The organism is Streptomyces sp. NPDC085866 (assembly GCF_044541035.1).
GTDB lineage: Bacteria > Actinomycetota > Actinomycetes > Streptomycetales > Streptomycetaceae > Streptomyces.
In genome coordinates this window covers 331,625-346,336 of the sequence record NZ_JBITSQ010000003.1, presented here as the reverse complement: position 1 = coordinate 346,336, position 14,712 = coordinate 331,625, and the positions used below count along the sequence as shown (strand labels likewise).

Below are 14,712 nucleotides of genomic sequence, written 5' to 3'. Positions count from 1 at the left end.
ACAGACTGCCGTCCCCGGGCGCCGGACGCCTGAGTCGGGGGCTACTCAAGTCGCCCTGTATCAAACCTGAGTAGTCGCGCTCCAGTTTGCGTGACGACTTACGAGCAGGACGCGAAGACGCTCGAACTGCCCTGGCCCTTCACCGGCCGCGAGGACGAACTGGAGCTGGTGCGCAGGTCGTTGGCGGCCGGACGACCCGGCATCGTGGTGACCGGACCGGTGGGCAGCGGCAAGACCCGGCTGATCACGGAGGCGGTCCGGGGCACGGACTGTGCTCGGGTGACCGGGACGCCCGAGACCCGGGGACTGCGCTTCGCCGCCTTCGCGCACCTGCTGCCCGACACCGTCTCGCTGCACCGCGCGGTGCACCTCCTGTCCGGCGTACGGCTCCTCGTCGTCGACGACGCCCAGCTGCTCGACGAGGCTTCCGCCGCGCTCCTGCACCAGCTCGCCGCGCACGGACGCACCCGCCTGGCCGTGACCGCCACGGACGACGTGCCGACGCCCGGCGCGGTGTCCCGGCTGTGGACGGGGGAGCTGCTGGCCCGCCTGACGCTGGAGCCGCTGTCCCGCGAGGACACCGCTCAACTGCTCGCCCCTGCCGGTCTGGAACCGCTCACCGTGGGGCGGCTGCACCGCATGTGCCGGGGCGATCTACGGCTGCTGCGCGACCTGCTGGGCGCGCTGCGCCAGTCCGGCGGGCTGGCCCGGATCCCGGGCAGCGACGAGTGGGCGTGGCGCGGACCGGTCCCGGTCACCGCGAGCGTCCGCGACCGCCTCGCCCCCGCCCTGGAGCGGCCCGACACCGACGAGCGCGAGACACTCGACCGGCTCGCCTTCGCCGAACCCATGCCGATCACCCTGGACGAGCTCGACGTGGACGTCCTCGAACGACTGGAGGCGAACGGCCTGATCGACGTGGGCGACGACGGCTCCGTCACCCTTGCCCACCCCCTGCACGGACCGGCCCTGCGCGCCACCGCCGGCCGGCTGCGGGCCCGGCGGCTCGCCCGCACACCGGACCGGTGCGGCCCGGCACTGAGAGCCGAACAGGCTTCACTGGAGCGCGGGTTGGAGCAGCAGGACGTGCGGGCCGTGCCGACTCCGGTGGGGGACTGGCTGCTGTCCGAGGGACTGCCCGTCCCCGCCGGGTACGCGGTCGTACGGGCCCGGTACGCCCGGCTGCGCGGTGAACTGCGGGAGGCCGCGGCATGGGCGCGGGAGGGGCTGCGGGCGGCCCCGGACGACGCCGACTGCGTCACGGAACTCGACTTAATCGCGGGGCAGTTGGGGGATATGACAGGAGCGGGAGCGTGGGCGGCGGCGGCCCGCGGTGACCTCGAGACCGCCCTGGCCGAAACCGCCGGGGACGATGTGTTCGCCCGCTACGACGCCGTACGCCTCGGCGCCCCCGAGCGGGTCGCCGGGCGGCTGCCGGACGACGGGGTGTTCGCCCGACACGCGGAAGCGCTCGCCCGGGGGGACGGGCCCGCGCTGGACCGGGTCGCCGAGGCGCTCGAGGGGCGCGGCTTCCTGCTGTTCGCGGCCGAGGCGCACGCCCAGGCGGTACGTGCCCACCACGACCCGCGCGCCGCCCGTCTCTCCCGGACCCGCGCGGTCGCGCTGGCCCGCCGCTGCCAGGGTGCCCGCACCCCGGCGCTGTCCGGACTCGCGCTCGGCGAACTCACCGTAAGGCAACGGCAGATCGTCACCCTGGCGGCGGCCGGACTGAGCAACCGGCAGATCGCCGAGAAGCTGACGCTGTCCGTCCGGACCGTCGGGAACCATCTGTACAGCGCGTACGCCAGGCTCGGCGCCAGCGACCGTGGGGCCCTGCCGTGGCTCACGGACCTGCCGGAGGCGGAACCCGCCTGAGCAGTCTCACCGCTCAGCGCCGAGGGGCTCTCCTCACGCCGCCCCGAACGCCGCGAACGCCCACCCCGTCGCCTGGTGGACCGGGTCGCCGGGCTGGGCGGCGCGGGCGTCGCGCAGGGCCTCGGCCAGGCTCAGGCCCGCGTCGAGGCCCTTGTGGAGGGCGAGCATCAGGGGGACCACCGCGGCGTCGTTGACGGGCGCGCTGCTCGCCACGACTCCGGCCGTGCCCAGCGGGAGCAACGCGGTGACCAGGCCCAGGAGTTCGTCGGCGCCGACCGAGGCGAGGCGGGCGGTGTCGCAGCTGGAGAGGATGATCCGGTACGGGCTGCGGGCGAGGCGCTCGAAGTCGTGCACGATCAGCGGGCCGTCGGCCATCCGGAGGGCCGAGAACAGGGGGCTGTCGGCGCGGAACGTGCCGTGCGCGGCCAGATGTGCGAGGGCCGCGCCGTCGAGATCCTCCAGCACCTGGGGAACCTGCGCCGCCTCGCCCTCCAGGACGGTCGCCGTGCCGTACCGGTCGGCCAGTTCGGGCACCTCCGCGCCGCCCGTGGCGAGGCCGGGGCCGCGCACCAGGACGTGCCGGCCGCCGGGCGGCGGCTCGGTCTCCCGGGCCCGCAGCCAGCTGCCCGCCGACGGCGACACGCTGAGCACTCGCTCGCGCAGCGCGGGCAGCAGCGCCCACGGCACCCGGTGCAGCGCCCCGGGCGGCACGATCACCACCGGCCCGGACCCGAGGTGCGGTACGGCACCGCCCAGCAGCAGCTCCTGCAGACGCCCGCCCGCCGCCTCCACCAGCGGCAGCCGTGCCTCTCCTCCGGGGTGCGCGAGGCGGCGCAGCCCGGCCTGCACATGCTCGGCCTCGGCCACCGCCTCCGCGAGCCGGCCGCCCGGGAACCGTCGTACCCGGCCCTGCCCGCACAGCAGGATGTGCACCTGACCGTCCACGACGGCGAGTTCGACCAGCCGCGCCTCGCCCAGCCGGTCCAGCAGGCGGCCCGCGTCGAAGCGGTCGCCCTCGCCGGGTCCGTCGCCGCGCATGTGGTGGGTCCGGGAGCGGATCTCCCGCTCCAGGCGCCGCTGTTCGCGCTCCAGGGCCGGGACCGGGCGGCCCTCCCGGCGCGCCTCCTCCGCGCGGGCCGCGATCTCCCGGTAGGCGGTGAGGCTGCCGAGCAGCGCCGGGTCGGCGGGCGGTCGGGCGGGCGGCGCGGAGAGCACGGTCGCCCGCCAGCGCTCGCTCCACTCCAGCAGCCGCCGCGGACCGCCGTTCACGAGGCTCGCCTCCTGGGCGAGCGCGGCCAGTTCGGCGCCCTGTGCGGTGGCGCGGGCCCGCAGCTCGGAGGCGCCGAGCGTCATCCGGTGGTCGTCGAGGACGTCCAGGCCGCGTCGGCAGGCCTCCAGCACACCGCGCCCGGAACCGGCCGCCCGGGCCCGCAGCGCCTGCGCGGCCCAGCCCGTCACACGGGCCGGCGGGGGACCGGCGTGCCGGCTGCGGGCGGCGACCGCCAGGTGCTGCTCCGCCTCGCCCGTCCGGCCGAGCGCGAGCGCCATCCGGCCGGCGAGCAGCGAGGCCTCGGGTGCCGCGGGCGAGCCGAAGGAGGCCAGCCGTTCGGCGACCGCCGCCGCGTCCGCGACCAGTCGCCCCGAGCCGCGCCCGGCCGCAGCCCGCGCCTCGATGAGCACCAGCCGGGCATGCGTCTCCCACCAGGTCCGGCGCTGCCCCGCGAACAGCCGTACGGCATGGGCGGCGCGGGCGATGGCGGTGTCCGGGTCCCCGGCCGAGCGGGCGGCGCGCGCGGCCGCCAGCAGCAGCTCGGCCTTGCGGGTGGACTGCCCGCCCATCCGGTCCAGCAGCGCGATCGCCGTGTCCGCCTCCGCGAGCGCCTCCGGGGCGAGCCCCGCCGCCATCAGCACTTCGCAGCGCCGGATGGACAGCATGAACGTGGGCGTGCCGAGCTTGCCGTACCGCTCCTCGGCCTCGTCGAGCAGCCGCAGCGCCGCCGGGATGTCCCCGGACCGGAACGCGGCGAGGCCCCGGCTCTCCACGGCGTCCGCCTTGTCGTGCTCCTGGCCTGTGGTCTCCCACAGCCGCTCGGCGGCCGTGAAGTCCGCGACCGCCCGGTCCACCGCGCCCTGCGCCAGATGCACCGTGGCCCGCAGGGTCAGCGCCCGCGCGGTCCAGATCCCGTCGCCGGCGTGCCGCAGCACCGGAAGCGCCCGCCGTACGTCCTCCAGAGACTCCCGGTGATGCCCCAGCACCCACCACACATAGGCCCGCCGGTACAACACCCGTGCCCTGGTGTGTCCGCTGCCCCGCGCGACACCCTGCTCGAACGACGCCAGTCCCTGTCGCGTGCGCCCCGCGTGCACCAGTGCGACCCCCAGCGTGGCGAGTACGTCCGCCTCCCGCTCGGCCGACTCGGCGCGCGCGGCGAGGTGCCGGGCCCGGCGCAGATGCCGGAGGGCGATCTTCAGATCGCCGAAGTCCCGCTGCCAGATGCCGAGTACCTGATGGGCGACGCTGGCGTGCAGCAGCGACGGATCGGTGTGCAGTACCTGATCCGCGCGTGCCCGGGCCTCGCCCGGGTCGGCGAACACCATCGGCAGCAGCTGAAGAACCGACTCGCTTCCCGCTGTCACCCCTCGCATGGTAGTGGCCTGGGCAAACCCGTCACACGGGTTCTCCGTGGTCTCCTCGGGCTGTACCGGGCGTACTTGCGGGCTGTATCAATCGGTCGACGGGCGACTCTGACTGTCGGAGCACCGCCTCAGGGGGAGGACACACCATGGCACCACAGCGATTCCACGAGCAGTTCCACCACATCCAGCGCTCGATGCCCGACGTTCCGCTGGCCATGGGCCCGGACGACGACGCCCACTTCCTCTACGAGAAGGGTGTCGTCCTCGCCCGCGACGGCGAGGAGGCCCGCCTGGTCGAGGACACCGTGCGCACCCACTTCACCGACACCCAGGGCCTGGTCCCCGACCATGTGCGCCGGACCGGCCCGGACACCAACCGCACCGGCGTCACCCGCATCCGGGTCGGCGACCCCGCCCAGGGCGACGACGTCGTCCCGCACGCCCTGCGCGCCCTCAGGGAGGCCGAGGGGCGCCAGGGACGCCGACTGGTCCGCCGCAACCACGTGATCCACATCGCCCCGGTCAACGCCTGCCCCGGTGACGAGCCCGTGCCCGCGCCGCACAGCGAGCCGCCCAACCCGGCGTCCCAGGAGGGCCTCCACGACCCGGACACCGCCGTCGGCGTCCTCGTCATCGACACCGGTCTGGTGCACGACTACCGGTCCTACCCGCTCCTCGCCCACACCACCGGCGATCCGCAGGTGACCGAGACCGGCCCCGACGGAGTGCTCCGGCAGTACGTCGGCCACGGCACGTTCATCGCCGGGATCGTCGCGGCGGTCGCACCCAACACCGACGTCACCGTGCGGGGCACCCTCAGCGACGTGGGCGCCATGCTGGAGTCGGAGTTCGGCGCGAAGCTGTTCGAGGCCGTCGACGAGGGCGGCTGGCCCGACATCATCAGCCTCTCCGCGGGCACCACCACCGGGTCGGGTGAGAGCCTCATCGGTCTCGAGGCGTTCATGCGTGAACTCCGCGAGCAGCGCACGCTGCTGGTGGCCGCCGCGGGCAACAACGGCAGCGACGCCCCGTTCTGGCCCGCCGCCTATGGAGCCCTGCCGGAGTACGCGGACACCGTGCTGTCGGTCGGCGCGCTGCGCGGGGACGGCGAGTCGGGTGCCTGCTTCAGCAACCACGGCCCCTGGGTGCACGTCTACGCCCCGGGCGAGCGCCTGACCAGTGCCCTCACCGGCTTCGACGTCCCGGTGCCGTACGTGTACCAGCACTCCACCTACGACGCCTGCCGGTTCGGCTGCACCTACGCCTGCACCTGCCAGTACCCGCGCCACACCGGCGTGTTGAGCGAGACGGGCGAGAACGGCGCGGCCAAGCCCGACCAGGTGATGTTCGACGGTCTCGCGCAGTGGAGCGGCACCTCGTTCGCCACCCCGGCCGTCGCCGCGCTCGTCGCCGCCCACATGACGGCGCACAAGGAGCGCGATCCGCGCGCAGCCCGCGCACAACTGCTCGCTTCCCTCACGGAATCCGCCGAGGTGCGCGGGGCGCACGTTCCGGCGCTCCGGCCGCCCACCTGGCGCCCGGTTCCGGTCGCGATCCCGGCCCGACCCGCATGAAGGCCGGAACCCTCCGCTCCACGGCGTACGATGACGTGCCGTACACGAGGGGTGGAGCCGTGGACCGTACAGAGGTCGGGGCGCTGGTCCGGTCTGCCGTCGACGGCGACGCCGCGGCCTGGAAGGCGCTGGTGGAAGGGATGAGTCCGCTGGTGTGGTCGGTGGTGCGCGCGCACCGGCTCTCGGACGCGGACGGGCACGAGGTCTACCAGACCACGTGGTTCCGTTTCGCCCAGCACCTCGGCCGGCTCCGGGAGCCCGACAAGGCGGGCTCCTGGCTGGCCAGCACGGCCCGACACGAGTGCCTGAAGGTGCTCAAAGGACTGGCGCGGCTGACGCTGACGGACGATCCGCAGGTGCTGGACCGGGCGAGCGAGGAGCGGACGCCGGAGCAGACGCTGATCGACGCCGAAGAAGAGGCGGACCAGGCCGAGCGGATCCGCCGGCTGTGGCAGGAGTTCGAGGCGCTCGGCGAGCGGTGCAGGCAGCTGCTGCGGGTGCTGATGGCCTCGCCGCCGCCGAGCTATCTGGAGGTGTCGTCCGCGCTCGGTATCGCGGTCGGCAGCATCGGGCCCCTGCGCCAGCGCTGTCTGCGCCGGTTGCGGTCCCGGTTGGACGCACGGGGGGCGGCGTGAGCGGCGTGAGCGGGAACGGATTTCCCGAAGAGGACTTCGACGACGCCGGGTTCGACGGCGATCTGCTGGAGGAGGAGCTGCGCCAGGCGGCCGCCGTCCTGGACCCCGTCCCCGTCGAGCTGCGCCAACTGGCGCTGGACGCCTACGCGTTGCACGACCTGGACGCCCGGATCGCCGAGCTGACCTTCGACTCGCTCGTGGACGCGCTGCCGGTCAGGGGAGTGCCGGACGCCCCGCGGATGCTGACCTTCCGCGCGGGCGAGCTGACCGTCGACGTCGAGGTCACCGGGGAGGGGCTGATCGGCCAGGTGCTGCCGCCGCAGTCGGCTCGCATAGAGGTGCTGGGCGGCCCGCAGACGACCCGGCCGGTCACGGTCGACACCCTCGGCCGCTTCACCAGCGAGCACCCGCCCGCCGGCCCGTTCGCCCTGCGGCTGCGGACCGGCGGCGAGGTGATCGTCACGGAGTGGCTGCGGGCCTGAGCCGGATCACGAGGTCCCGGACCGCGTCACCGGGTTCCGGACCGCGTCACCGGGTCCCGAACCGGATCACCAGGTGACGGGCAGCGTCTGCGGCCCGCGGATCATGGTCTTGTGCCGCCGGGGCACCTGCCCGGGCTCCACCGTGAGGCGCAGCCCGGGCAGCCGGTCCACCAGCGTGTCGACCAGCAGCTCGGTCTGCAGCCTGGCTAGGACGGCGCCGGTGCGGTGGTGCGGGCCGTTGTCGAAGGCCAGATGCGGTTTGGGCGCGCGGTCGGGGTCGATACGGTCCGGGTCCGGGAAGACCTCCGGGGCGCGGTTGGCGGCGAGGTAGGAGACGTACACGGGCTCGCCCGCCGCGATCCGGTGGTCGGCCGGCCCCACGTCCTCCAGCGCGATCCGGGCGAGCCCGACCGTGCGGCGGTGCGGGGTGTGGCCCAACAGGCCGTCCAGGGCCGGACCGCGCGCCTCGGGACGGGTGCGCATGCGTTCCATCAGCTCCGGCCGGGGCAGCATCAGGAACAGCAACGGCTCGCAGTTGTGGGTGACGGCCTCGCCGCCGGTCTGCAGCGGCGCTGTCCTGCGGGAGTGCTCCAGCCGGAGGCCTACAGGGCGTTGACGAGCGTGGCCAGCGCGGTGGCGAGCCGCTCCAGACCCGGTCCGGCCGGCCCGCCCGGCTCGGTCATGTACGTGTCCCGCCGGATCTCCACCATCAGCGCGCTCACCCGCCGGTCACGCCCGTAGTACTCCAGCGGTACGTAGGTTCCGCTGAACGGGCTGTCCAGTCCCGTCTCCCCGCACGCGGAGAAGGCCTCCCGCGCCGCCTCCCGCAGCTCGGACGGTGTGTGGAAGGCGTCCGTGCCGAGGCACACGGGCGGCCGCGGACCCGTCCCGTGCAGCTCGTACGGCAGCGCCCGGCTCGGGTAGGAGTGGACGTCGATCACGACCGCCCGGCCGGCCGCGGCGAGCCGCCCGGCCACCGCCTCGGTCATCGCCCGCGCGTAGGGCCGGAAGTACCGCTCGATCAAGGGCTCGGGGTCGGTGTCCGCGGCCCGCAGCTCGCCCCGGTGCGTGGTCCGCGTGTACACGGCTCCCATCCCGACGGCGAGCATCTCCTCCCGCTCGTCCGGGAACCGCTCCGGGTCCACGACCAGCCGCGACAGCCGGTTGACGAACCGCCAGGGGGTGAGCCCGGCCAGCCCCGCCGCCCGCTCGGCGATCCGGGCGGTGTGCGCGTCGGTGATGTGGTCCAGCTCCAGCCCGAGGGCCGTGTCGTCGAGCAGGATCCCCTTGCGCACGTCCTCCGGGATCGTCCGCGCGGAATGCGGCACGTGCAGCAGCACGGGCGACTCGGCGGCGCCGGGCAGGAGTTCGAACGAGGGGGCGGACTCGGTCACGGGCTGCTCCAGGGGCGTTGTCGGTGGCGTGGTGCAGGATCAAGGTGTCACACCGGCACCGAGCGAGGGCGGGCGGGAGCGAGGCCGTGGATCGCGAGGAGAGGGGCGGCCACTCACGGTTCGTCGTGCGGACCTACGGCTTCGAGGACGGGGACGTTGGGGATCTGCTCGCCACCGGGTGTGGTGAGCGGTCAGTCGAGCAGCTCTCGTACGAGCGCGCCCACCTGGCCGGTCTCGATCAGGAACCCGTCATGCCCGTAAGGCGACTCCACCACCCTGAGGTGGTCCGCCGACGGGATCCGCGCGGCCAGTTCCGCCTGCTGGGCGAGCGGATAGAGACGATCGGAGTCGACACCGGCCACCAGGGTGGGGGCGGTCACCCGGGCGAGCGCGGACCGGATCCCGCCCCGCTCCCGGCCGACGTCGTGGGCGTTCATCGCCTCGGTCAGGACGACGTAACTGGCCGCGTCGAAGCGGCGGACCAGCTTCGTGGCATGGTGGTCGAGGTACGACTCCACCCGGTACCGGCCGCCGCGCCACGGGTCCTGCGAGGTCTGCGGGAGACGGCCGAAACGGACCTGGAGTTCCGGCTCGCTGCGGTAGGTGACGTGGGCCAGACGGCGGGCCAGGCCCAGGCCGGCGAGCGGCCCGCGGCCGGTGTCGTGGTAGTCGCCGCCCTGCCAGTGGGGATCGCCGCGGACGGCGCGCAGCTGGATGCCGGCCCAGGCGATCTGCTCCGCGCTCGCCGCGGCCGCGGTGGCGAGCAGGAGTAGTGCGCCCGTCCGCCCGGGGTGCGACACCGCCCACTCCACGGCCCGCATCCCGCCCATGGAACCACCGACGACCAGCGCCCACCGGTCGATCCCCAGGGCGTCCGCCAGCCCGGCCTCCGCCGCCACCTGGTCGCGCTGGGTCAGCAGCGGGAAGGCACCGCCCCAGGCCCCACCGGCGTCCGGGCGCGGGGAGGACGGTCCCGTGCTGCCCTGGCAGCCGCCGAGGACGTTCGGCGCGACGACGAACCAGCGGTCGGTGTCCAGGGCCCGGCCGGGGCCGACCAGGGCGTCCCACCAGCCGGGTGTCGGATGGCCGGGCCCGGCGGGACCGGCGACATGGCTGTCCCCGGTGAGCGCGTGCAGCACCAGCACGGCGTTGGAACGGTCGGGTGCGAGCCGCCCCCAGGTCTCGAACGCCAGCCGCAAGCCGGGAAGTTCACCGCCCGCCTCCAACGGCAGCGGCTGCTGTGCGACGTACCAGCGACGCCGCCCGGGCGGGTCCCCCTCCCGCCAGGCTCCGGTGGCCGGCGGAAGGGGGACCGGGTTCTCGGGAGCGGCCGGTACGGCGCTCAGGACGCGCCCTTGGCCGCACGGAACCCGGCCTCCAGGTCCGCCTTGAGGTCGGCCAGGTTCTCGATGCCCACCGAGAGCCGTACCAGCCCCGGCGCGGTGCCGGTGGCCGCCAGCTGCTCCTCGTCCAACTGGCTGTGGGTGGTGGACGCCGGGTGGATGATCAGGCTGCGCACGTCACCGATGTTGGCGAGGTGGCTGAACAGCTCCACCGCGTCCACGAACCGCTTGCCCGCCTCGACCCCGTCCCGCAGCTCGAAGGAGACGACGGCACCGGCACCGTGCGGCAGGTACTTCCGGCCGGCCTCGTACCACCGGCTGGACTCCAGCCCCGGATAGTGCACGGCGGCGACCTCGTCCCGCCGCTCCAGCCACTCGGCGAGAGCCTGCGCGTTCGCGGAGTGCCGCTCGATGCGCAGGCTCAGCGTCTCCACGCCCTGCAGGAGCAGGAACGCGGAGTGCGGGGAGAGCGCCGGGCCGAGGTCGCGCAGCAACTGCACCCGCAGCTTGATCGCGAACGCACCCGGGCCGAGTGCCGGCCAGTACCGCAGGCCGTGATAGCTCGGGTCGGGCTCGGTGAAGTCCGGGAAGCGGTCGGCGTGCGCGCCGAAGTCGAAGGTGCCGCCGTCCACCACGACACCGGCGATGGTGGTCCCGTGCCCGCCGAGGAACTTGGTCGCCGAGTGCACGACGATGTCCGCGCCGTGCTCGATGGGCCGCAGCAGGTAGGGGGTCGGGACCGTGTTGTCCACGATCAGCGGGACACCGGCCGTGTGCGCCACGTCCGCCACCGCCCGCACGTCGAGCACGTTGCCCCGCGGGTTGCCCAGCGTCTCCGCGAACAACGCCTTGGTGGTGGGCCGGATCGCCGCCCGCCAGGCCTCCACGTCGTCCGGGTCGTCCACGAAGGACACCTCGATGCCCAGCTTCGGCAGTGTGTGCCGGAACAGGTTGTAGGTGCCGCCGTAGAGCGACGTGCTGGAGACGATGTGGTCGCCGGCGCTCGCCAGGGTCAGGACGGCCAGGGTCTCGGCCGCCTGCCCGGAGGACAGCGCCACCGCCGCGACCCCGCCCTCCAGCGCGGCGACACGCTGCTCGAAGACGTCCTGGGTGGGGTTGTGGAGGCGGGTGTAGATGTTGCCGGGCTCGGCGAGCGAGAACAGGTCGGCCGCGTGCCGGGTGTCCCGGAACGCGAACGACGTGGTCTGGTAGATCGGCGTGGCCCGGGCGCCGGTCGTCGGGTCGGGTGCGGCACCGGCGTGGATCTGCTTGGTCTCGAAGGACCAGGCCGAGGTGTCGGCTTGTGTGCTCATGGTGCTCCTCGTGCGGGGGAGGGCGCGGACTTGCGACGAGGTAAGCACGGGGGAACAGGACCGAACAGGCTTGTACGAAACGTGACATGAGGACCTCACATATGACATGTTGCCGCAATCCTGCACCGCATCAGCGCAGTCGGGCGAGGAGATCCGGCAACAGCTCGGGCTGCCGGACCAGTTCCGGCGTCGGGGCGACGTACAGCACCACGGTGGTCACGGCCGGGTGCAGATGGGCGCGGATCCGTTCGCGCACGGCCGCCGGCTCGCCGTGCAGCCACAGGGCGTCCACCAGCTCCTGCGGCAGCGTGGCTTCGGCGCCCGCGCGGTCGCCGGCGTGGAAACGGTCGTACGACTCCTTGAGCACCTCTCCACGCCCGAGCCACTCGTGGAAGGCGTGGTACGGCTTCTGGTTGAGGATCCAGCCGAGGAAGTTCCTGCCCGCCCGGCGGGCGTGGGCCGCGTCCGGTGTCGGGCACAGGAACAGCTTGAGCACCGTCTCCTTGCCGGGGCGCGGCGCGCCGAGGACCTTCGGCAGGTCCTCCTCGGTCAGCAGATTGAGCACGGCTCCGTCTCCGTCCTCGTACGCCGCCTGCCGCATCCTCGGCCGCAGGGCACCCACGAGGACACCGACGTCCTGTCCGTGCAGCGCCTGCTTCAGGAAGCGGACCGTGTCGCGCACCCGGGCGAGGGGACGCTCGTGCGGTACGCCGTTGAGGGCGGTGGTGTGGGCGGGCACGGAGGCGCCGACACCGAGCAGCACCCGGCCCTCGGCGAGCGCGGCGAGGCCGGCGGCCGTCTGGGCGAGGATGCCGGGGCCTCGGGTGAACACCGGGACCACACCCGTCCCCAGCCGCAGCCGAGGCTGCCACGCGGCCGCCGCGGCGAGCGGAGTGAACGCGTCGACGCCACCGCCCTCACCGGTCCACACGTCCGTGTAACCGAGATCGGGCAACGCCTCGACGGCACGCCGGTGGGCGGGCAGGGCGTGCGCGGGCAGGGGGAGGTTGACGCCCCAGTGGGCCGGTTCGGACATGGGTGCCTCTCGTACGCGGGAGCGTGTGCCGACGAGAGGATCCTCACCGGGATGCGCTCTGCCCGACAGGTTCTCGCGGGTCCTGTCACGCGCGGTTCACACACCCCGGACATGGCTCCGCCCCGGCCGGGGGTACCGGCCGGGGCGGGTACTCACTCACAGCTGCGGCTCGGGCGCCGCAGGCGTCAGCTCAGCGCGGCGAGGGCCTCGTTCCAGGTGGCCGACGGGCGCATGACCGCGTCCGCCTTGGCCTTCTCCGGCTGGTAGTAGCCGCCGATGTCGACCGGGGAGCCCTGGACCGCGAGCAGCTCGTCGACGATCGTCTGCTCGTTCGCCGCGAGGGTCTCGGCGAACGCGGCGAAGGCCTTCGCGAGGTCGGCGTCGTCGGTCTGCGCGGCCAGCTCCTGCGCCCAGTACAGGGACAGGTAGAAGTGGCTGCCGCGGTTGTCGATGCCGCCGACGCGACGGGTCGGGGACTTGTCCTCGTTGAGGAAGGTCGCCGTGGCGCGGTCGAGGGTGTCGGCGAGGACCTTGGCGCGGTTGTTGCCGGTGGCCGTCGCGTACTGCTCGAAGGCGGGCACCAGGGCGAAGAACTCACCGAGCGAGTCCCAGCGCAGGTAGTTCTCCTTCACCAGCTGCTGGACGTGCTTCGGCGCGGAGCCACCGGCGCCCGTCTCGAACAGGCCGCCGCCCGCCATCAGCGGGACGACCGACAGCATCTTGGCGCTGGTGCCCAGCTCCAGGATCGGGAACAGGTCGGTCAGGTAGTCGCGCAGCACGTTGCCGGTCACCGAGATGGTGTTCTCACCGCGGCGGATGCGCTCCACCGACAGCTTGGTGGCCTCGACCGGGGACAGGATCCTGATGTCCAGGCCCTCGGTGTCGTGCTCCGGCAGGTACTGCTTCACCTTGGCGATCAGGTTGGCGTCGTGGGCGCGGCCTTCGTCCAGCCAGAACACGGCCGGGTCGCCGGTGGCGCGGGCGCGGGTGACGGCCAGCTTGACCCAGTCGCGGATCGGGTCGTCCTTGGTCTGGCAGGCGCGGAAGATGTCGCCCTTGCCGACCGGCTGCTCGATCAGGACGTTGCCGGCCTGGTCGAGGACGCGGACCGTGCCCGCGGCCGCGATCTCGAAGGTCTTGTCGTGGGAGCCGTACTCCTCGGCCTTCTGCGCCATCAGGCCGACGTTCGGGACCGAGCCCATGGTCGACGGGTCGTAGGCGCCGTGGGCGCGGCAGTCGTCGATGACGGCCTGGTAGACACCGGCGTAGGAGGAGTCCGGGATCACCGCGAGGGTGTCGTGCTCCTGGCCGTCCGCGCCCCACATGTGGCCGGAGGTGCGGATCATCGCCGGCATGGAGGCGTCGACGATGACGTCGGAGGGCACGTGCAGGTTGGTGATGCCCTTGTCGGAGTCGACCATGGCGAGGGCCGGGCCCTCGGTCAGCTCGGCGTCGAAGGAGGCCTTGATCTCGGCGCCCTCGGGCAGGTTCTCCAGGCCCTTGAGGATGCCGCCCAGACCGTCGTTCGGGGACAGGCCGGCCGCGGCGAGCGTCTCGCCGTACTTCGCGAACGTCTTCGGGAAGAAGGCGCGCACGACGTGACCGAAGATGATCGGGTCGGAGACCTTCATCATCGTGGCCTTGAGGTGCACGGAGAAGAGGACACCCTCCTCCTTGGCGCGGGCGACCTGCGCGGCGAGGAACTTGTTCAGCTCGGCGACGTGCAGGACGGAGGCGTCGACGACCTCGTCCTTCTTGACCGGTACGGACTCGCGCAGCACGGTGGTGGTGCCGTCCTCGCCGACCAGCTCGATCTTCAGGGCGCCGGCCTCGGAGATCACCACGGACTTCTCGGTGGAGCGGAAGTCGTTCTCGCCCATGGTCGCCACGTTGGTCTTGGACTCGGAGGTCCAGGCACCCATGCGGTGCGGGTGGGTCTTGGCGTAGTTCTTGACCGAGGCGGGGGCGCGGCGGTCGGAGTTGCCCTCACGCAGGACCGGGTTCACGGCGGAACCCTTGATCTTGTCGTAGCGGGCGCGGACCTCGCGCTCCTCGTCGGTCTTCGGGTCGTCCGGGTAGTCCGGCAGCGCGTAGCCCTTGCCCTGCAGCTCGGCGACAGCGGCCTTGAGCTGCGGGATCGACGCCGAGATGTTCGGCAGCTTGATGATGTTGGCCTCGGGGGTCTTGGCCAGCTCGCCCAGCTCGGACAGCGCGTCGGGGATGCGCTGGTCCTCGTTCAGGTACTCCGGGAAGACGGCGATGATGCGCCCGGCCAGCGAGATGTCCCGGGTGTCGACGGCGACACCGGCCTGCGAGGCGTACGCCTGGACCACCGGCAGGAACGAATGCGTCGCCAGGGCCGGGGCCTCGTCTGTGTAGGTGTAGAAGATGGTCGAGTCAGTCACCGGGTGCTCCGCTCCACG

The 14,712-nt window shown here is 73.3% G+C and carries 10 protein-coding genes and 1 pseudogene; 4 read left to right on the top strand and 7 right to left on the bottom strand.

Going from position 1 to position 14,712, the window contains the following annotated elements; genetic code table 11:
- The first annotated feature begins 90 nt into the window (after positions 1–90).
- Positions 91–1,875, top strand: coding sequence for a LuxR C-terminal-related transcriptional regulator (locus ACIF83_RS08295; protein ID WP_399724571.1), 1,785 nt, complete (start codon positions 91–93; stop codon positions 1,873–1,875).
- Between the two features lie 33 nt (positions 1,876–1,908).
- On the opposite strand, the gene ACIF83_RS08290 is transcribed toward ACIF83_RS08295, so the two are convergent.
- Positions 1,909–4,521 (bottom strand): CHAT domain-containing protein, encoded by a 2,613-nt coding sequence (locus ACIF83_RS08290; RefSeq protein WP_393470555.1) that lies wholly within the window; start codon positions 4,519–4,521, stop codon positions 1,909–1,911.
- Between the two features lie 137 nt (positions 4,522–4,658).
- Here ACIF83_RS08290 and ACIF83_RS08285 point away from each other — a divergent pair, with 137 nt between their 5' ends.
- The 3 genes from ACIF83_RS08285 to ACIF83_RS08275 are packed head-to-tail and all read left to right on the top strand — an operon-like array spanning position 4,659 to position 7,203.
- A complete protein-coding gene (locus ACIF83_RS08285; RefSeq protein ID WP_393470556.1) occupies positions 4,659–6,086 on the top strand; it encodes a S8/S53 family peptidase in 1,428 nt (475 codons plus the stop codon).
- The gene (locus ACIF83_RS08280) at positions 6,083–6,721 is read left to right on the top strand and encodes an RNA polymerase sigma factor (protein WP_399724567.1); all 639 of its coding nucleotides are present in this window, start codon (positions 6,083–6,085) and stop codon (positions 6,719–6,721) included. Before ACIF83_RS08285 ends, ACIF83_RS08280 begins: the two co-directional genes overlap by 4 nt.
- A 5-nt stretch (positions 6,722–6,726) precedes the next feature.
- Positions 6,727–7,203, top strand: coding sequence for a hypothetical protein (locus ACIF83_RS08275; protein ID WP_393470558.1), 477 nt, complete (start codon positions 6,727–6,729; stop codon positions 7,201–7,203).
- 66 nt (positions 7,204–7,269) lie between these two features.
- On the opposite strand, the pseudogene ACIF83_RS08270 reads toward ACIF83_RS08275, so the two are convergent.
- The 6 genes and pseudogenes from ACIF83_RS08270 to ACIF83_RS08245 form a co-directional block, all read right to left on the bottom strand.
- A pseudogene (locus ACIF83_RS08270) lies at positions 7,270–7,851 on the bottom strand (cytochrome P450); the annotation flags it as partial.
- Positions 7,806–8,597, bottom strand: a complete 792-nt coding sequence (locus ACIF83_RS08265; protein WP_399724564.1) for an N-formylglutamate amidohydrolase — start codon at positions 8,595–8,597, stop codon at positions 7,806–7,808. The pseudogene ACIF83_RS08270 and the gene ACIF83_RS08265, both read right to left, overlap by 46 nt.
- Before the next feature lie 191 nt (positions 8,598–8,788).
- Positions 8,789–9,943 (bottom strand): homoserine O-acetyltransferase, encoded by a 1,155-nt coding sequence (locus tag ACIF83_RS08260; protein WP_399725199.1) that lies wholly within the window; start codon positions 9,941–9,943, stop codon positions 8,789–8,791.
- Positions 9,940–11,253 carry a bifunctional o-acetylhomoserine/o-acetylserine sulfhydrylase gene (locus tag ACIF83_RS08255; protein ID WP_398137817.1) on the bottom strand — a complete coding sequence of 438 codons (1,314 nt, stop codon included), beginning with the start codon at positions 11,251–11,253 and terminating at the stop codon, positions 9,940–9,942. The genes ACIF83_RS08260 and ACIF83_RS08255 overlap by 4 nt, the downstream gene beginning before the upstream one ends.
- Positions 11,254–11,383: 130 nt before the next feature.
- A complete protein-coding gene (locus ACIF83_RS08250) occupies positions 11,384–12,289 on the bottom strand; it encodes an LLM class flavin-dependent oxidoreductase (RefSeq protein WP_398137818.1) in 906 nt (301 codons plus the stop codon).
- 185 nt (positions 12,290–12,474) lie between these two features.
- Positions 12,475–14,694: an NADP-dependent isocitrate dehydrogenase gene (locus ACIF83_RS08245; RefSeq protein ID WP_399724559.1), complete on the bottom strand. Its 2,220-nt coding sequence runs from the start codon at positions 14,692–14,694 to the stop codon at positions 12,475–12,477.
- Between the last annotated feature and the right edge of the window lie 18 nt (positions 14,695–14,712).

Coding starts and splice junctions, on each gene's coding strand:
- ACIF83_RS08285 (WP_393470556.1), top strand. CDS start 4,659: ATGGCACCACAGCGATTCCACGAGCAGTTCCACCACATCCAGCGCTCG.
- ACIF83_RS08255 (WP_398137817.1), bottom strand. CDS start 11,253: ATGAGCACACAAGCCGACACCTCGGCCTGGTCCTTCGAGACCAAGCAG.
- ACIF83_RS08280 (WP_399724567.1), top strand. CDS start 6,083: ATGAAGGCCGGAACCCTCCGCTCCACGGCGTACGATGACGTGCCGTAC.
- ACIF83_RS08290 (WP_393470555.1), bottom strand. CDS start 4,521: ATGCGAGGGGTGACAGCGGGAAGCGAGTCGGTTCTTCAGCTGCTGCCG.
- ACIF83_RS08250 (WP_398137818.1), bottom strand. CDS start 12,289: ATGTCCGAACCGGCCCACTGGGGCGTCAACCTCCCCCTGCCCGCGCAC.